Annotated in this window: 16 protein-coding genes and 1 pseudogene; 10 read left to right on the plus strand and 7 right to left on the minus strand. The window is 63.8% G+C overall.

Annotated elements, in window-relative coordinates:
* Positions 1–352: 352 nt before the first annotated feature.
* Positions 353–940, minus strand: a complete 588-nt coding sequence (locus tag RJ03_RS32645; RefSeq protein WP_157163579.1) for a TetR/AcrR family transcriptional regulator — start codon at positions 938–940, stop codon at positions 353–355.
* Between the two features lie 161 nt (positions 941–1,101).
* Here RJ03_RS32645 and RJ03_RS32650 point away from each other — a divergent pair, with 161 nt between their 5' ends.
* The 3 genes from RJ03_RS32650 to RJ03_RS37630 all read left to right on the plus strand — a co-directional run bounded on the left by RJ03_RS32650 (position 1,102) and on the right by RJ03_RS37630 (position 4,743).
* Positions 1,102–3,174: an MMPL family transporter gene (locus RJ03_RS32650; RefSeq protein ID WP_218001050.1), complete on the plus strand. Its 2,073-nt coding sequence runs from the start codon at positions 1,102–1,104 to the stop codon at positions 3,172–3,174.
* 134 nt (positions 3,175–3,308) lie between these two features.
* A complete protein-coding gene (locus RJ03_RS36615; protein ID WP_245552466.1) occupies positions 3,309–3,668 on the plus strand; it encodes a nitroreductase/quinone reductase family protein in 360 nt (119 codons plus the stop codon).
* 589 nt (positions 3,669–4,257) lie between these two features.
* Complete coding sequence (locus RJ03_RS37630) at positions 4,258–4,743, plus strand: hypothetical protein (protein WP_157163580.1); 486 nt, start codon at positions 4,258–4,260, stop codon at positions 4,741–4,743.
* Between the two features lie 653 nt (positions 4,744–5,396).
* On the opposite strand, the gene RJ03_RS32655 is transcribed toward RJ03_RS37630, so the two are convergent.
* Positions 5,397–6,026 (minus strand): TetR/AcrR family transcriptional regulator, encoded by a 630-nt coding sequence (locus RJ03_RS32655; RefSeq protein ID WP_036510285.1) that lies wholly within the window; start codon positions 6,024–6,026, stop codon positions 5,397–5,399.
* Positions 6,027–6,114: 88 nt separating this feature from the next.
* Between RJ03_RS32655 and RJ03_RS32660 the strand changes: the two genes are divergently transcribed.
* From RJ03_RS32660 to RJ03_RS32670, 3 genes are all read left to right on the plus strand, one after another.
* Entirely contained in the window at positions 6,115–7,116 is a 1,002-nt protein-coding gene (locus RJ03_RS32660; RefSeq protein ID WP_036510288.1) for an SDR family oxidoreductase, read from the plus strand.
* A gap of 1,519 nt (positions 7,117–8,635) precedes the next feature.
* Entirely contained in the window at positions 8,636–8,836 is a 201-nt protein-coding gene (locus RJ03_RS38740; RefSeq protein ID WP_036510291.1) for a hypothetical protein, read from the plus strand.
* Positions 8,829–9,218, plus strand: coding sequence for a nuclear transport factor 2 family protein (locus RJ03_RS32670; protein ID WP_036510294.1), 390 nt, complete (start codon positions 8,829–8,831; stop codon positions 9,216–9,218). The genes RJ03_RS38740 and RJ03_RS32670 overlap by 8 nt, the downstream gene beginning before the upstream one ends.
* Positions 9,219–9,739: 521 nt before the next feature.
* Here RJ03_RS32670 and RJ03_RS32675 read toward each other — a convergent pair.
* A complete protein-coding gene (locus tag RJ03_RS32675; RefSeq protein WP_218001051.1) occupies positions 9,740–10,684 on the minus strand; it encodes an NADP-dependent oxidoreductase in 945 nt (314 codons plus the stop codon).
* Between the two features lie 195 nt (positions 10,685–10,879).
* Between RJ03_RS32675 and RJ03_RS38745 the strand changes: the two are divergent.
* From RJ03_RS38745 to RJ03_RS32690, 3 genes and pseudogenes are all read left to right on the plus strand, one after another.
* Positions 10,880–11,358: pseudogene (locus RJ03_RS38745) on the plus strand (cupin domain-containing protein); the annotation flags it as partial.
* A gap of 231 nt (positions 11,359–11,589) precedes the next feature.
* Positions 11,590–11,808, plus strand: coding sequence for a helix-turn-helix transcriptional regulator (locus RJ03_RS38750; RefSeq protein ID WP_245552467.1), 219 nt, complete (start codon positions 11,590–11,592; stop codon positions 11,806–11,808).
* Positions 11,809–12,139: 331 nt separating this feature from the next.
* Positions 12,140–12,343: a sigma factor gene (locus RJ03_RS32690; protein WP_036510297.1), complete on the plus strand. Its 204-nt coding sequence runs from the start codon at positions 12,140–12,142 to the stop codon at positions 12,341–12,343.
* 502 nt (positions 12,344–12,845) lie between these two features.
* On the opposite strand, the gene RJ03_RS32695 is transcribed toward RJ03_RS32690, so the two are convergent.
* The 3 genes from RJ03_RS32695 to RJ03_RS32705 form a co-directional block, all read right to left on the minus strand.
* Positions 12,846–13,739, minus strand: a complete 894-nt coding sequence (locus RJ03_RS32695) for a beta-ketoacyl-[acyl-carrier-protein] synthase family protein (RefSeq protein ID WP_167332042.1) — start codon at positions 13,737–13,739, stop codon at positions 12,846–12,848.
* A 48-nt stretch (positions 13,740–13,787) separates the two neighbouring features.
* A complete protein-coding gene (locus RJ03_RS32700) occupies positions 13,788–14,540 on the minus strand; it encodes a helix-turn-helix domain-containing protein (RefSeq protein WP_036510303.1) in 753 nt (250 codons plus the stop codon).
* 175 nt (positions 14,541–14,715) lie between these two features.
* Positions 14,716–14,985, minus strand: a complete 270-nt coding sequence (locus RJ03_RS32705; RefSeq protein WP_157163581.1) for a hypothetical protein — start codon at positions 14,983–14,985, stop codon at positions 14,716–14,718.
* A 188-nt stretch (positions 14,986–15,173) separates the two neighbouring features.
* Between RJ03_RS32705 and RJ03_RS32710 the strand changes: the two genes are divergently transcribed.
* Entirely contained in the window at positions 15,174–15,992 is an 819-nt protein-coding gene (locus RJ03_RS32710) for a helix-turn-helix domain-containing protein (protein ID WP_157163582.1), read from the plus strand.
* Positions 15,993–16,362: 370 nt separating this feature from the next.
* On the opposite strand, the gene RJ03_RS32715 is transcribed toward RJ03_RS32710, so the two are convergent.
* Positions 16,363–17,202, minus strand: a complete 840-nt coding sequence (locus RJ03_RS32715) for an MmyB family transcriptional regulator (RefSeq protein WP_083871524.1) — start codon at positions 17,200–17,202, stop codon at positions 16,363–16,365.
* Positions 17,203–17,756 lie beyond the last annotated feature (554 nt).

Below are 17,756 nucleotides of genomic sequence, written 5' to 3' on the forward strand. Positions count from 1 at the left end.
GCACCTGCGACAAAGTCACAGCCGGCCGCTGGATCGTCGAGCTAACCTTCGACCTGCTTCACCAGTACCGACGACTGCCCATCCGATGGGAACGCCGCACCTACATCCATCACGGATTCCTCAACCTCGCCGCAGCACTGATCTGCTGGCGATGACTCAGCAACCGAACCCGATAGGAGCTCTTAAGTCTCAACTGAAGGAAGTGCCAAACCGTCGAACGACTCCGATATTGCCGTTTCGACGGAGGCCTACGGAAACGCACATTCGCTTGCCCACGGTGGAGTCAGATGCCTTCCTCAGTCGCTGGGTAACGTTGCGCCGCAACACTGGTATGTACGCGGGATGACCTCATTCACCGGTGATCGGCTTCTAGGAAGCTGTCGATGGTTGGACCGAACCATCGGGCCACGTCGTGGAGTGGGGCCGTGGCGATCGGTCCCAGTTTCAGGATATAGCGGGCCCATGCGATGCCGACCAGTTGTGAGCCCACCATTGATGCTCGACGGGCTGCCTCCGTGTCCAGCGGCTCGCCCGCCTTTCCGCGCCAGATTCTCTGGGTGACGAATTCGTTGACCCGTTCCGCTGCCTCCGGTGAGCCCGAGGCCGCCTGGGCCAGAGCTATGAAGGCTTGTCCGGGTCGTTCTGGGCCTTGCTCCCACTTGATGAGGAAGTCTTCGACGATGTCGACCCCAGTGCGTGGACGGCTGTCTTCCCTGCGGGTCGAGCGGTCTCGGGTGTACAGGCCGGCCATGCTCTCCACGAACAGATCGAGTTTGTTGCCGAAGTAGTGATATACGAGGGCGTTGTCCACTTCGGCGCGGCGTGCGACCGCTGCAACGGCAGCTTTCGTGAACCCCTGTTCGAGGAAGATCGCTCTGGCGGAAGTGAGAATCGTCTCGCGAGTCCCCTGGTCACCGGGCCTACGGCCGCGTCCTGCCACCACATCTCCTTCCAGCTATTCACAGACTGTGAATTATATGCTTAAAATCAGACACTATGAATTCTATGGTGGCCAACGGTTCGGTCGGGCAAGCCCCCTCGAGACCGCAGGTAAATTCGACCGGAAGGCTCGGAGCTTGGTGCTACGACCATCGCCGACTGGTGTTGGTGGGCTGGATCGTCGGCATTGTCGTCGTGATCGGGGCGGCAAGTGGGCTCGGAGCCGCCTTCAAAGACGACTTCAGCGGCGCGGGACAGTCGAAACATGTCCAGGACGTGTTGCGGCAACGCTTTCCATCGCAGGCGGGCGACAGCGCTCGAGTGGTGTTCCGCACCTCCGGCGAAGCGGCCGCATCAGCCGCCGGGGCGCGGATCGCAGAAACGCTCGATGCGATTCGCCCTCTACCCCATGTCGCATCCGTGTCCCAGCCGGTGCTCGCGAAGGACAACAGGACTGAGTTCGCGACCATACAATTCGACGCGGTCAGCGCCGATCTCGACAAGGCGGACGTGCAGCTGGTGATCGACAAGGCGCAGTCCTTCGCCCAGCCGGGGTTGGATATCGAACTGGGAGGTGCGCCCATCAGTGTGGCGGTGAAACCATCTCCCGGCCCCAGCGAAGGTATCGGCATCGGCGCTGCCATCATCATCATGCTCGTCGCCTTCGGGTCGGTCGTGGCGATGGGGCTGCCTATTCTCACGGCTCTCGTCGGGGTGGGCGTCGGATACGGGGCGGTCGCGCTCGTCAGCCATACCCTTACTGTGCCCAGTTTCGGTCCGGCGATGATGGCCATGATCGGTCTGGGGGTTGGGATCGACTATGCGTTGTTCATCGTGACTCGTTACCGGCAGGCGCTGGGCGACGGACTGGATCCACGGTCGGCAACGGTTCAGGCTATGTCGACTGCTGGCCGCGCCGTCCTGTTCGCCGGAACCACCGTACTGATTTCGCTGTTCGGGTTGTTCCTTGTCGGCCAAGCATTCCTCGTCGGCCTTGCGGCGGGCACGATTCTGGCCGTCATGGCTGTGATGACCGCGGCTGTGACCCTGCTTCCCGCGATACTCGGATTTACCGGCCGCGCCATCGACAGGGTCCGTTTGCCGGGGCTGCGTATGCCCGGCGCCGAATCCGGCGCCGGCGGAAAGTGGGTTGCGTGGAGTCGGACGGTGCAGCGCCGGCCCGTGGTGTGCGGCGGGATCGCGTTGGCGATACTCCTGCTGCTCGCCGCACCGATGTTTTCCATGCGGCTGGCGTTCAGTGGAGCGGCGACAGATCCGGCCGATCTCACCACCCGCAAGGCCTACGATTTGCTGTCCGAGGCGTTCGGTCCCGGTTTCAACGGCCCGTTGGTTCTCACCGTGGAGATGCCGGACGGCCCGGCCGATCGTGTAATGGTCGAGAACCTCGGGAATCATTTGGCGGCGGCGTCAGGGGTGGCGCGGGTGACACCAGCCTCGTACAATCCGGCGGGGGACACCGCGGTGCTGATGGCGTATCCCGCGACCGATCCGCAGTCCGCGGATACTACCGATCTTGTGAATCGATTGCGCGACAACGTCATCCCGCAGTTGGTCGCAGGCAGCGCCGTGAAGGTTTCGATCGGCGGTCAAACGGCGGTCGGAATTGACGAGTCGTCGCTCATTTCGACACGGCTGCCGTGGGTTATCGGTCTCGTGATCCTATTGTCGTTCGTGCTCCTCATGGTCGTATTCCGCTCGATCGCGATCCCTTTGAAAGCTGCGGCAATGAATCTTCTGTCGATCGGTGCCGCCTATGGTGCGATCGTTGCCGTGTACCAGTGGGGTTGGCTGTCGGCGATATTCGGCTCCGGTCATACCGGCCCGATCGACCCGTGGATCCCTTTGATGATGTTCACCATCACTTTTGGGTTGTCCATGGACTACGAGGTGTTTCTGCTCTCGCGAGTCCAGGAGCATTGGCGTCGTGATCGTGACAATTCGGCTGCGGTGGCCCACGGGCTCGCCGCAACAGGGCGGATCATCACGGCGGCCGCGGCGATCATGGTCTGTGTATTCGGCTCGTTTGTCATCGGCGACCCGATGCGTACCCTGAATGTTTTCGGGCTGGGTTTGGCCGTTGCCATCCTAGTCGACGCCACTCTCGTTCGTATGGTGTTGGTGCCGTCCATCATGCAGCTGCTCGGTCGTGCGAACTGGTGGCTACCCGGCGTGCTCGACCGGGCTCTGCCGCACTTCGAGATCGAGAAAGCTTGATCGCGAAAGCATTCTCGGGTTCGAAACGATGGGAGCAACGAATGACTGATCGAGGTTCTATCTCTCGGCGATACCGCCTCCGTAACAAGATCATCATCTTCCTGCAGCGGCGTCTCGGTCTGGCACTTGGGCCGATGCACCTACTCACGGTCGCCGGCCGCAAGTCCGGGCGTCCGCGAACAACCCCGGTGGCGCCGATACGAGTGAACGGGCACCGCTATCTGACTCAGGCGTACCCGAACTCGGAGTGGGTGAAGAACGCGCGTGCTTCCGGGTACGCGGTGTTGGCTCGGGGTCGGCGCACGGAGAAGGTGGAACTAGTGGAACTTCCCGAAAGCGAACGTGGTTCGATCTTGCGCGAGGTCCCCCTGCAGAATCCCAGAGGGGCACGAGCCTTCATCAGGAACTCCCTCGTGGAATCTGATTCGCCTGACGGCTTCGCCGCAGCCGCTTCTCGTTGCTCGGTGTTCCGGATCGATACCTCCGGATTCTGAGACTACCGATTCGGTGAGGCCGCGAGACTGCGTTCGCCCGCACCTCTGTCTCGCGGCAAATCGCCGAGATTGTCGATAGCGGCAGCTACCCGCGTGCGCTAGGAAGCACTCGAGTCACCGTACTCGAGTCGGCTAACGCGACCCCGCACAACCTTGCGAGTTCGGAGTCCTGACCGCACTGCCGCCTCTGGCAGCACACGGCGCTTCGTCACCTGGTCGGCAACGCCCTGTCCGAAGCGTTCGTCGGCGATGCCGGCAGTCGATCTCACGGAAATATCGATTTCTTCGCTCTTGCCGATTCGGCTGACTATGTGTTGTTCGCCAGCTGTCTCGCTGGAGAGTAGTAGGGAGCCGCCGCCTGATCCGAACGGGCCGCTTCGGTAGCCTACATTTGTCTGATGTTATAAAGAAGATTGGCGTGGAAAACCTCCCAGCGGCGGGGGTAATTATCGTCACGGTTACTATTAGTTCTCAGTTCGCCGACATCTGGGCGGCGTAAACGCCTGCGGTGTCTTCGGCTCGGTTTCTCTGGACAGCGTTCTCAAGTTCCGACTTGAGCGTTCTCATGCCTGATCTATAGGAGTAATCTGTGAAAGTGCAAAGGTTTGTCGCCGGGGTATTTGTGGCTGCCGGTGTAACGATTACCGGGGGAGCGATCGCCTCGGCGGCCCCCGCCGTGAGCCCTGTGTCGGGTTCGGTCCTCGATCCCTCCGATTATCTCGTCGGGGATACGGTGTACTTCAGTACCAGTTACGCGAACTGCTCGATGCATGCCAACGGCGACGTCGGCTGCGACATAAGCCCGGGCACCGCGAACCTGTGGGGTATTCCGATCAACGACCTCGTCATCAGTTTGCCCTTCCTTCCTGCGCACCCCAACTTCGGCTTGATGGGACCCCATGGCCGAGCCGGTAGCCGCTCGATCGACCCCGGCGCAACGCCGGATGGTTATGACTATGGCGGCATGCTGCGGTTTGGTGGTGCTACCTGCAGTGCCGGTGGGCGTGCGGCTCTGAGCTGCTCTTCGAAGGGGCATAGCTTCAGCTTCGGCTCGTCGGGCACCACTGTGAGCTGAGATGCGTGCCGCCGTCGCGGAAGGCGTCGGCGGCGCAGCGGCACGCTGCCGCGTCCTTTCGAGACCGTTTCATCGCGTCTCGATGCGTGTGCCTCAGACGGATGATCTGCTGCAAGTATTGTCATGTTCATTCCGGCCACGCCCGACGGAGTGAGTTCCGGGGCCTTTTGCGCTGGCGGTATGCGGCTGCAGTCACCGACGTCTTGCGTGCCAGCGATACAGCGAGGCGGTGTCGGGGGAGTGACGCCGAAGCGTGCGTGAGGGCTCCGGAGTGGGCTATCGAGTACGCCCAGGCCTCGCCGAAGTTCTTTGATAACAGCTCGAGTGGCGGGAGGCCGGTTACCTCGGCATAGGTGTGGAGCGACTCGGCGAAGTCGAGAAACATGAGGAAGGGGGCGAGCCAAGGGAGTGATAGTCGGCTCCGTGGTTCACCGTGGCAGCCGTCCTGCAGGGAGTCTGTGGATCTGCGGACGACGGCTCACGCGGCGCGCCCGTTGCTAGGGCACCGGCAGCTGGTGATCGCTGAGAGAGCATGTTCCAGATCCGCCGCGCAGATCGATTATCTCCACGACAGCCGACGGCCGAACTGCGGTAGCCGAGCGCGGTCCCAACCGATGTCTGTGAACGCCTCAACCTCAATGAAAACCGGTGGCTTACTCCACCGATCCGCCGCGGTCGACGAGGTCGGCGAAGATTCGGGTGATACGGGCCGTGAGCGCCTCGGGGGTAGTGCCGGATTGGGTTGCCCGGAGGCCGAATTTGCCGTCGACGGTGAGGGAGGCCATGCCATGGGCCAGGGACCACCAGGCCAGGGCCATGGTTTCGGCATCGGCTGCCGGGAGGAAGCCAGAGGTGACGGCCGTGGCGACGGCGGATTCGAGGACGGCGAAGGCGGCATCGCCCGCGGCCTCTGTGTTGGGGTGCTTCTCCGGCGCAGAGAGCTCGGGGCGGAACATGATTCGGAAATAGGCCGTGTGATCGCGGGCGAAGTCCACGTAGCCGGCGGCCATGGCGATCAGGGCGGCGCGCGGGTCGGGGGCGTTGTCCCGAGCGGAAACCATTGCTGCGCCTAGTATTTCGAATCCTCGAGTGGCAAGGGCGGACATCAGGGCGGCGCGGTCGGCGAAGTGGTGATAGGGGGCACCGGGGCTAACGCCGGCCTCGCGGGCGACCTTGCGCAGGCTCACCGCAGCCAAGCCCTCGGCCTCGATCAACTCCAGGGAGGCGCGCAGTAGCTCCTCGCGTAGGTCTCCGTGGTGATAGCGGTTCCTGGTCGGCGGCATGGGATGAGCGTAAGGGGTTGACGGTTCACGGTTCCATAATCTATACAGTGATTAAATTCTAAACGCTGCTCAGATTGGAGTTCGGTCGATGCCCGATCTCGTTCTCGTCACCGGCGCGTCCGGATTCGTCGCAGGTCATGTCATTCAAGAGTTGCTCGGCCGCGGCTACCGGGTGCGCGGCACCGTGCGCTCGGTGGAGCGCGCCGCGCAGGTAGCCGGGGTGCTGCCTGGTATCGAACTGGTCGAGGCTGCTCTGGAGTCGGACCATGGTTGGGCCGAGGCGGTCGAAGCCTGTCGATTCGTCGTGCATACCGCCTCCCCGTTCCCGCCCGCCGCGCCGCAGTGCGAGGACGAACTGGTCCGGCCAGCCGTCGACGGGACCCTGCGGGTCCTGCGCGCGGCCGCTGCAGCCGGGGTCCAGCGCGTCGTCATCACCTCCTCCATGGCCGCGGTCGGGGCGGGTAATCGCGGCCAAGTACTCACCGAGGCCGACTGGTCCGATATCGCGGTCTGTGAGCCGTATGAGAAGAGCAAAACTCTCGCCGAGCGCGCTGCCTGGGATTTCGCCGCCGAACATCCGGAAATCGAGGTGGCCGTGATCAATCCGGGCATGGTCATCGGCCCCGTCCTGCGCCCGGAGGCGGGGACCTCTGTCGGCGGCATCCGCGCCTTGCTGGCCGGTGGCATGCCCGGCGTTCCGCGCCTGAACTTCGCACCCGTGGATGTTCGCGATCTGGCGGTCGCGCACCGCCTGGCCATGGAAACACCCGCGGCCGCGGGCAACCGCTACATCTGCGCCGGAGACCAGATCTCCCTTCCCGGTATGGCCCGGATTCTCGCTCAGCGCTACCGCGTCCCAACTCGCGTCCTCCCCGACTGGCTCGTCCGCCTCAGCGCCCGCTTCGATGCCGATGCCCGCACCGCGGTCCGCTACCTCGGCCGCGAGGAACGCCCCACTTCCGCCAAGGCCGAACGCGAACTCCACTGGCATATGCGGCCCACGGCGGACTCACTCTTCGACACCGCTGCCAGCCTCATCGAATTCGGTCTCGTGGCCGACCCCGGAGCCGTCGAGACCCGCCCAGCGTGACATCGCGACCGTACTACCTCGAATTCGTTACTACGATGGGCGAATTGTGCGTGCGTGCTCTCAGACGCCACTGTTCGCAGTTCTCCGACCCGGTCATCGTCCAGAGTCTGCAGGAATATTCCGCGGGCCGAATGGCCTGCGTCGCAGAGCGAATCGGACAAGAAATCGCTCGCGAGGAAGGCTTTCATCGTCCCGCTGCGCCACAGATAGACCGGTCGGGTGATTGAATCTATCTGTCGATGTTGCTTCCAACAGGTTCGGAGAGCAGCGGATTTGGGCTGCATCGTGAGATCTAACTGTCTGCCAGGCGGGTCAGGTGGAAGTCGGAAGCAGGTGGGGCTGTGTCTGGGTCCTGTGGTGGATGATGCTCGTTCCCGCACCGGCGGGCACGCGCGTTGGAATGTGGCCGTTTCCGTCTCCGCATATGTTTACCTCTGCCAAACGTATACATCTAATGGCGATTGGTTGACGAAAATCGTCCCTGCGGATACATTTGCTCAATCGATGGCTGAGACCTGGAAGGTACTGGGCTGCATGCACGTGTCGACCGAAGCATCTCCGGACTTGCATCGGAACCTGTCGAAAAGGGCCGGGACCGATTCCCGTGGTGCTGTTCAGTCGTCGGTCGCTCTGCCTGGTAGTGGTACTGCGGCCATGGTCGCTGGTTCCCCTGGTGGTAGACACTCGATCGGGCGCAGCGGTCGGGGCGTTTCCCGCAGCGGACCAGTTGGCAGCGACTTCGGCAGCTTCACCGAATCGGATGCCTGCCACGCATCCGTCGGTCATCCCGGAGCGCTTCGCCCGGAATTCGTCGTCGGTGCCGATGCTCGCTGCACCAAGCCGGCCGTCTGTGGCGGTACCAGTTGCTCCGAGCGACCCGACATCAGCTGGTCCGAGACGGCCGTCGCAGGACTTGTTCGGCGGAAATCCATGGGTCGGTCGACCGGGCATCATAATGCCGCAGTCACCGAATTATCCCGGGGGTGCGGTCGGCCCTGTTCGTGATGTCCCGAGTCGCCATGGAAACCGAACCACCTCCGAGCGCCGTCCGCCGGCTGCCGGGGCGCCTGCGGCATCGCCGACTACTCCAAGGCCACAGGCCGCCGGTGTGCGGCAGGACGCTGGCTCGAACACCTCGAATCCCAGGCTTGCGTCGCAGCAACCGCGTAAACGAGATCAGCCGAAACAACGTCGGAATCCGCCTGCGGAGAAATCGAAATGCCCTATTGTCGAGAGCTTTCGGAACGATACCGCTTCGAGTCGACAGGGTTCGATCTGCCCGGCGCGGACGCATCCGTTCTGGCTGAACTCATAGCGGCCCTCTCGACGACCCTGAGTCGCTACCCTTTCGTTGCACCGCCGTCCACGGACGCTCCGACGGCGTCCCTGCCCGCTGTGGAACGGGAGCCGAGATTGTCGTATCCCGTGGTGGGGGAAGCGCTGCGGGCTGTCTGTCTGTCGGAAACACAAACTTGGACCGGAAGCCCACCCAACCGCTTGGCATGGGCTGCCGAGGGAATTGGCCTATCTGTTCTCCGACGGCGGCATCGAGACCGGCATCGACATCGACCGGGCGCTCGACGCCGCCCGGCTGATCTCCCGGCTGCTCGGCAAGCCCGTGAACAGCAATCTGCTCACCGCGGGCGGTCGCCTGCGGCCGAGGAATGCGGCATCACACCGAGCCGCACGAGAACGACCCGGAGGTCCTTCGCATGGATGAACTGGCCGACCGCTTCTTCGCCGCGGTCAGCGCGGGCGATACCGCGACCCTGACCGAGCTGTACGCGCCCGACGCCCGGATCTGGCACAACGACAAGAACGCCGAGGAGACCGTCACCGAGAATCTGCGGGTGCTGCGCTGGCTCTCGCGCACGGTGGAAAACCTACGGTACGAGGATATTCGGCGTTACGTGCTGCCGGACGGCTTCGCTCAGCAGCATGTGGTGCGCGGCCATCTGCCCGGCCACGGTGAGCTGGAGGTTCCCGCGAGCCTGTTCGTGCGTGTCCGGGACGGGCGCATCACCCGGATCGACGAATACGTCGACTCGGCGGCGACGCAGCCGCTGCGCGAGGTGTCGGCGACGACCGGAGGGTACCGATGATGCCGGTCAACCGACCCGAGGGCGAAATCGCCCAATTGTGTACGCGGATGCGCACATTCATCGATGCCGAGGTCGTTCCGGCGGAGTCGGTGCTCGGTAAACAACGACAACGGCTTGACCAGCGGTCATGTCTGGTAGCGGCTCAGGCTGCGGGCGGGGTTGGTTGGTGCTTGGAGTTGTTGTCGGTCCATCGCGAGAGCAACCGTCGATCGATCCGGGCCGGTTCGGGGAACCTGTAACAGCACAAGGGGACTGCATGGCACGTGGTCCAGCGGTGCGAAAAGTCGCGCTAAGCCTCTTATCTGCGGTGATTCCTCAGCGCGACTTTTCGTGGATGTGGACTGACTCCGCGAAAAGCCGCACCTCACAACGACTCCCAGGGGGCACTTGCCGTGCGGCTGACAATGTTCAGGAGCAGTTCGTTCCTGACGAGGGCCGCCCGCACTCGGGAACTCGGATGACCAGCGCTTCCCGCGGTGGGTAGGGTGGCGACGTGGGAGGGCACGCCGATATTGGTTCGGTCACGGCGTGATGATGATCTTGCTGCGGATCCGGCCTGCTTGGCTCTTGCCGTGGACGAGAGCGAGGTCGGCCAGCCGGTGGGATCCGGTGACCTCGACGGTGAGCTCCCGGGTGTCGATGAGCTCGACGATCTTGGTGAGCTGTTCCGGGTCGTTGCGAGCGACGAAGTGGACGGCGGTGACCTGAGCGCTGGCGGCTGGCTCAACCGGTGTGGCGATCGAGACAATAACGCCGCCCGGCCGGACGAGAGGAACAAGCTCGGCGGCCGCAGCAGGCGTGATCGCGGCGAGGTTGATGACGGTGTCGACCGTGTCGTCGAGCGCGTCGGCGAGAGGGCTGCTGGTGTAGTCGATGATCTGGTCGGCGCCGTGAGCGCGGACCGCAGCGGCGCTGCGCCCGCTCGCGGTAGCGATCACTGTTGCCCCGGTGCGCCTGGCGAGTTGGACAGCGAACATGCCAACGCCTCCTCCGGCACCATTGATCAGGACTCGCTGGCCCGAGGTGAGGTGAGCGTGCTCATGCACCGCCTGATAGGCGGCGAGCGCGGCGACCGGGACTGCGGCGGCGTCGGCCAGCGCAATGGCCGCGGGTGCGATGGCCAGCACATCAGCGGGGGCGGCGACGTACTCGGCCGATGCGCCGCCGCGGTCGAGGCGGCCGATCACACGGTCGCCCACGGAGAACGAGCCGGATTCGCTTGCGGCCTGCACGACCGTGCCGGAGACATCGAAGCCGAGAATGTAAGGCAATTCCACCGGCAGCACATCGCGCAAGTACCCGGCACGGAGCGCGGCGTCGGAAGGGTTGTAGGAAGTCGCCGCGACCCGGATCAACACCTGGCCCGGGTCGGGCACCGGCAGCGGCACCTCCTCGTAGCGGATGATTCCCGCGTCGCCGTACTCGTGGATACGTGCGGCTCTCATGGTGTTGCGGAGAACGTCCATCAGCGGTTCCTGTTCCTCGAGGTCCCGCGGCCCGACCTCGTGGCCACGGTGCGATCACTTCGCCTGTGATCAACGGTAGAGAGGTAGGGAAAGGATCTCCTATGCGTCACAGTCGTCGTTTTATGCGCGATCGTCTTCGCTGCGCCCTCGGGATAGACTCACCGTGTGGACGTGCTCAGCGATGTGATCGCCATTATGCGCACGGGACGGCCACGTTCAGCACGCATCGAATGGCATGCGCCTTGGGGACAGCGCTTCCCCTCGGTCCTGGGGTCGGCGGGTTTCCAGGTGATCCTTCAGGGCTCGTGTTGGCTGACCCCCCGGGCGGCGGCGCACCCGTCGCGCTGGGTGTCGGTGACGTGCTGTTCTTCCCCCATGGGCACGGATTCGGCTTGGCCGACCGCCCGACCACGCCACTGGCCGAACCCGACTGCGATCCGCTCGAGAACGCCGATCTTTACGCCTCAGCGTCCATCGGAAAGCCCCTGCACGACAGAACCTCAACGGTGACACTCTGCGGCGGATATCGACTCGATCCCGCCCGGGCCCACCCGCTGCTGCATGACTTGCCCGATGTAGTTCACCTGCCTGCGCGCCTCGGACAACACACCGACCTGCGATGGACCGTCGACCTGCTGGCTAACGAGCTCGATCATCCTCGCCTCGGCACCGATACCATCGTGGCCGCTCTGCTCGACATTCTGCTCCTCTACATCATGCGGGCCTGGTTCGACGAGCATCCCAAGGGCAGCGCCGGCGCCGGATGGGCCGCGGCACTGGCCGACCCGGCGATCAGCGTCGCCCTGCATGCCATCCATCGCGACCCGGCCCGCCTCTGGACAGTCGCGACCCTGGCCGCAGAAGCAGGACTGTCACGCGCGGCCTTCTCCAAACGCTTCACCACCATGGTCGGCCAACCACCCCTGACCTACCTGACCTGGTGGCGTATGACGACCGCCGCACGATTGCTGCACGCATCCGATACCCCGCTCGGCCAGATAGCCACCCAGACCGGCTACACCTCCGAGTTCGCCTTCGCCAACGCCTTCAAGCGGGAGTTCGGAACCGCGCCAAACCGATACCGCCAAGCAAGGACGCGAAACGAAGGACAGCTCCCCGCCTGACCGGTGCGTTGGAGTTCTATACCGAGGGGCTGGGGCTGGAAAAGCGGATCGACTTCCCGGGTCCGAGGGACGTTTCCTCACTGTCGGCGTTCGCGATAGCCCGGTGCAGATCGTCTTGTGGTCGCATGTTGCCGTCGCGGGACCGCCGGCCGATGTGGGCCGGCACGCCGCGCCCGGTCCGCTCATCCTCGAATCCGACGATCTGCGAAAGGATTTCGAGATCCTCCGCCGGCGGGGCGTCACTTTCACACAGTCCGAACCCGAGGGCTACCCGGATCGAGGCGATGGATCCGGACGGTAACTGGATCTCGCTGCGTCAGCAGCGCAAGCCGTGACCGCCCACCCGTCCGGTCTCGTCACCGAGGTGTTCGAAGCCCAGCGCGATCGGCTGCGCACCGTCGTGTACCGCGTGCTGGGCTCGCACGCCGACGCCGAGGACGTGGTCCAGGAAGAAGCCTGGATGCGCCTCGTTCGCCAGGACGCAGCGACCATCGGCAATCCAGCGGGCTGGCTGACCACCGTGGACCGAGTATGAGATGGCGCGATGAGATCGAAGCCTCCTGCGACGACTAGCAAACCATCCTTCCGAGGGCCACTGTCGTCGTCCTTCTTCTGCATACGGTGAGGAAGGGTGCGGGCCACGTGCTTCGGTTAGCGACTGCCGGTTCGTGATTCGGTCACCTCGTCACCTTCGGGCGAGTGGTCTTCGCACCCCGATTTCCGAACCATCACACTGCCGGATCGTTTCGGCATCGAGCCGCGCCACCCGAAATCCGAATGCCCGGATTCTCGGACCACGTGGTGGCGCAACGTGTGACCGGCCTTTCGGAGGTCGCGTCATCCCCAGTGATTCTGCGACGTCCTGTCGACGTCCTGTAGGTATGGACGGATCGGCGACCACGACCGGGCCCGACCGTTCCCGCCGGATCGGCAATACCCGATGAACTGCGGATTCAATGCGTGTCGAAGCGGACTCAAACGAGGAACTGCCACAGTCTATTTGCGTATCGATCGCATCTGGAAGTGCTTCGGAGCTGTCAATAGACCCGGAGGGGAGCGAGCACCCAGGTGCCGAAGGCGTGACTGATCGTGAGGACGATCTGGTCGGGTGCGGCGCCGTCTTCGAGATAGCTTTGCAGATTGAGCAAGTTGTCGGCGGAATGGACATGAGCGAAATCGGCGACGTTGTCTACATAGGTGAGGTTGTGGTCGAGGCCGGCTGACAGGGTTATGAAGCGCAGTGCTTCGGTGTTGATGTTGTTGGTGATCACCTGCCGGATCTGGGCGCGGTCGATCTTCGCGCGTAGTAGCACGTCGTCGACGAGGCCGATCAGGGTGCGGCGGGTGAGGGCGGCGATGGCGTCGGGGTTGGTGGCGGCGCGGATGAGCTGGTTGGTGGCGGTAGCGGTGGCGAGGATTTCGATGCGGGCGGGCTCGGTGGTGACGAGGCATGATGCGGCTCCGTCGCTGACGACGGCGTTGACTCGGCGGAGCAGGCGTTGTTCGGGTGTGGTGCATGCGTCAGTGGTGACCAGCAGTATGGTGCGGGCTTCGCCGGAGGCGACGAGTGTGCGGGCGAGGTGCAGGGCGGTGCCGAAGTTGGCGCATTCGGCGGCCGATACCCCGATCGGTGTGGCGTGAGTGAGCCCGAAACGTTCGCTCAGTTGCAGGAGTTCGGTGTTCTCGATCTGGCCGAACCCGACGGTGGAAGAGGCGAGCATGAAGATGTCGATCGCCGACGGCGGGAGAGTGGACTGGTTGAGCGTCTCGGCGATGCAGACGGCGGCCATGTCGATGGGCGAGTCGCGGGCGTGCCGATAGTTGGAGAGTCCGAGTTCGTGCAGAGTATTGACCAGTCCCGGCTCGGCGGCGATAGGGTCTATTCCTGCGATGGGTCGCGGGTCCCCGGTGATGTGAGCCATCCCGGTCATGAAAACACGCATGATGTTCTGCCTTGGAAGGTGCTGTGACACGGACGGTTACTTGCATCCCGCGCCGGCGTTGCTGATGCCGTAGGCGACGAGAATGGCGTGGGGGCTGTGGAATTTGCTGATCTGCAGCGAAACAGCGGCCGGATCGGGAGAGCCGGTGTGCTGCAATAGAACCGGTTTGCCGGACGGGCGGCCATAGCTGACGGCGGTGGGGTGTCTGGTCCAGAGCTCGGCGAACTGGGGATTGGCGGCCAGGGTGTGGAGCAGAGCGCGAGCGTGGTGGCTGTTGCGGTACTGACCGATGGCAGCGCGCAGCGCGGCGACCGCATGAGGTGCTTCGTCGTCCCAGTCGACGACCAGCTCACGCGCGGCGGGCTGGAAGAACCACAGCGCCACATTGTTGCCGGCCTGACGAAGGCCGGGCAGCGCGTCGTACAGTCGGTCGCTGGCAGCGAGCACGGTCGACAGGGGTGTGGTGTAGGCGCAGAGGATGTGCGCGGCATCCAGATGGTTTAGGTGGGCGGTGAAGTGCGGTGTCGAGATCTGGCGCCGTAGTTCGTCGTCGGTCGGAAGCCGCTGGGGCGGGTTCCACAAGTCGTAGGTGTGGCGGTGCTGGGCGGGATCGAGGTCGTATCCGCGCACGATCTTGGCCAGGGTGTCGATGGTGGGAACGGACCGGCCGTGTTCGATCTTGGTCAGGTAGGCCCCACTGATCCGGGCGCGAGCGGCGGCCGTCTCGCGTGACCAGCGGCGCTCCTCGCGTAACCGATCCAACCAGAGCGGCAGGCTCTCAATCTCCACCCTCGTTGCCGCGTGGCTGCGTCGCGTGCGTCTGGGTGGGTGTGTGTTGTCTGTGTGGCCGTGTGCTCGGTTCACCCGCCTGTTTCCGTTTCTCCCCGACACCGACCCGACCGGATCTGAAATATGAATAGTCTCAGTTCTCGCGTGCATTGATTTGTGACCGATCACTGACGCGTCAGCGCTCTGTGCTGGTGCCGCTGCGATAACGGGCACTGAATTCCGCCCACGACAACGAAGGCTTCGTGGCCGCGAGAATTTTCTCGCGCTCGCGTTTCATGCATTCGGCGCGCAGCTCAGTCGCGAATTGTTGTGCGAATTCGGCCAATTCGAGGTCCTCTGCTGTGTCGGCATAGGACTTGATGAGAGCGGCGGCATCGCTGACCTGCGTCGCGATCAGGAAACCGCGGTCGGGGTCGGATACCAACTCTCGGCGCTCTGGACTCATTATTCGATTCCCTCCCGTATCGCACACCCGTGGGCGCTTTCGAACCAAACTTATTGCGTAATGGCATACTTCGACTGCGAGGCGGTCGACGCGCATATACCCCTTTGTATTTCATGACCGGCGTCACACCCGATTGTGCGGTTTCGGCCTGTATGCGCTTGCGATCTGGTTCTAGCATTGTGTGAACCATGAAGGGGGTCAACGGTTGCAGCGGCCACAACTTGTGTCCGGTGGCTCGACACGACAGGCGGGGAGGGACGACATTGACGGTACCGGCGAGGTTCAGCAACCTGGGTACATTCGTGGAAAAGCGCAGGAAACAGCTGGATTTGGACCGAATCGAGCTGGGTCGGCGGGTCGGCCTGGCAGCGGGGACGATCAAGAAGATAGAGCTCGAACAGCGCAGGCTCGTCGACGCGAATCTGCGAAAGGTGTTGGTAGCGCTTGAGGTTCAGGAGAACAACGTCCGGCTTCTGCTCTCGGCACGGGAGGGGCGGCTTCATTCCGACGACAGTGCGCCCTGTGAACAGGAGTTGCGTGCGATCGAGGCGATCACCGTTCCGGTGTTCATCCTCAACACCGTCATGGGACGGATCGTGGCCGCCAACCGGGCGTGTGAGTCCCTGATGCACCTGCGCGCCGGTGTGAGCATCTACGAGTGGCTGGTGGCCGATCCGTGGACGCGGCAGCTGCTCGGGCAGGACTGGTACACGATCGTCCACGGCGTGATCTGGGGTGCCGCACCGCTGATCGAGTGTGTGATGCCCGACGGTGAGCGGGAGCGGCTGCTTGAGGTCTGCAGCCGGGTGCCGGAATGGGAGACGATGTGGACCAAGCGCCCCGCTACCGCTGATTTCATCTACGGTGCGCGCATGACCAACCCTGGCACGGGAAACGCCCATGATTACTTGTTCACCGCGACCGAGTTGCGGTTTCCACCCCGGGTCGGGTGGTGGCAGGGCCAGCTCACCCCCGCGGATCGAGAGTTGGCGCCGATGAGTGCATGAACGGGGCCCGAAGGGGACAGGCGGATGCCTGGCGGTCTTCCCTCCGGGCCGCGTCCGCCCGTGAGACATACCGTCACGGAGGTCCAGGGCGGCGCCGCCGACAAGGTGGACCGCTGTGGCGGCGGGGTGGCAGCCTTGGTCGCGGTGTGTTCGATGGCCGCGGTGAGAACCATGTTCGCCCGGCCCGATGCCCTGGCAGCATGCCGGCTTTCAGCTGTCGCAAGTACCACGCTTCGGATTTGTGCAGAGCGCGCGCACTGACCGACGCCGGGCAGGTCGGCTAGTGCGAAGCCGCCATCGATTCCGCGGCATCATTAAAACGGATGTCGTTTCCCTGCTCATCGGTCGGCACATCACCGCCTCCTTCACACTACGAAATCAGCTGTGCGCCAGCCTCGTCCGCGCCCTTATGCCCGGCCGGCTGCGATCGATACGCCACAAACAGTCGAACCCCAGGCTCCTCGACGAGCTCGGTGACCTGCACGGTGACCAGCTCATCCTGGTCGCCCGAGCGGCGCGGGGACGGACCGACGTCGTAGGCGACCTCGATACCGCTACGCCACAGCCCAGCGAATCGGTCGCTAGCGGCGAGTTGTCGAAGAAGTCGGGCACCCTCCGGCGCATCGCGAAAGCGGCCCAGCGCCGCGCGCAGAGTCGCCACGAAGAACTCGGCCTCCTCGTCTGGATCCTGGCGACATGATTCGTCAGCCGAGGAGAATCGCCAGATGGCGAGGTTGTTGTCCGCCTGCTCCAGGCCGGGAAACAGGCTCTGGAACTGCTGATTGGCCGCCACGACATTCCACAGGGGATCGCAGAAGCCGCAGGCAATCGACCGGGCATCCCACGTCGCCAACTCCCCTCGGCGACCAGGAGTCGCTATACGTTCACGGAGCTCGTCCAGTGGAGCCAGGACTGCTGCGGGTGCCCACAAGTCGATGGTGTGGCGACGCTGGGTGGGTGAGAGTTCGTAACCGTCGATGATCTGGTCGAGGGTGTGACGGCGCGGAGTCGCGGCACCGGTCTCGACCGACTTGAGATAGGTGGCGCTGACGTGTGCGTACTGGCCGGCCAGCTCGCGGGTCAGGTCGCGGTGTTCGCGCATCACCCGTAGCCAGGGCCCGAGTGTTGGAATTCCAACCGGCACATCACCAGCCAAACGGGGCACGTCCGGTGGCTGTCGAGCGTCAGGTGAACCGGGAGTGGTGGTCATGAAACCCCCTCGAACGCCGACACTTTCGTGCCGATGAATACAGGAATTGATGGAAAGCTCTCTCCCCCGAGCGCTTTCTCGTTCATACCAGAATCCTTCGGCGGCGGCAACGAGTAACCAGCGGTCTCACTGGCGAACAGGCCCGCCCGAGCTCGACCCCACGGCCGTGTTCACTCCGTGGTGCCCACGAAGCCGGGATCGGCGGGAAAAATTTCGAGGGATACTCCGAGTATCTATTCTCGTCGCTGTCGCAGGTGAACCCGCCTCTTTGTGGAGGTAGCGCGGGTATATATAGAAACTCCATCCCTTCGACGCCTGGTGAACCGTAATTTTCCGCGTTTTGATGGTAGGGCAACTGCTCCTGCTTCGAAGGGAAATTGATTGTGGATCCGATGGTCGTTCTTTCCTGGATCGATACCGGCTCTGCGGCAGTCTCGAACGGACTGACGATCGCCGCTCAAGTGCTTTCGCTCGTCCTGCCGTTCCTCTGAGCTGCTGAAACGCCGGATCGGCGCCCCGGTCAGTCGGCGTTGACGGCGCCGGGGCGCTGATTC

The organism is Nocardia aobensis NBRC 100429, assembly GCF_000308375.1.
Classification (GTDB): domain Bacteria; phylum Actinomycetota; class Actinomycetes; order Mycobacteriales; family Mycobacteriaceae; genus Nocardia; species Nocardia aobensis.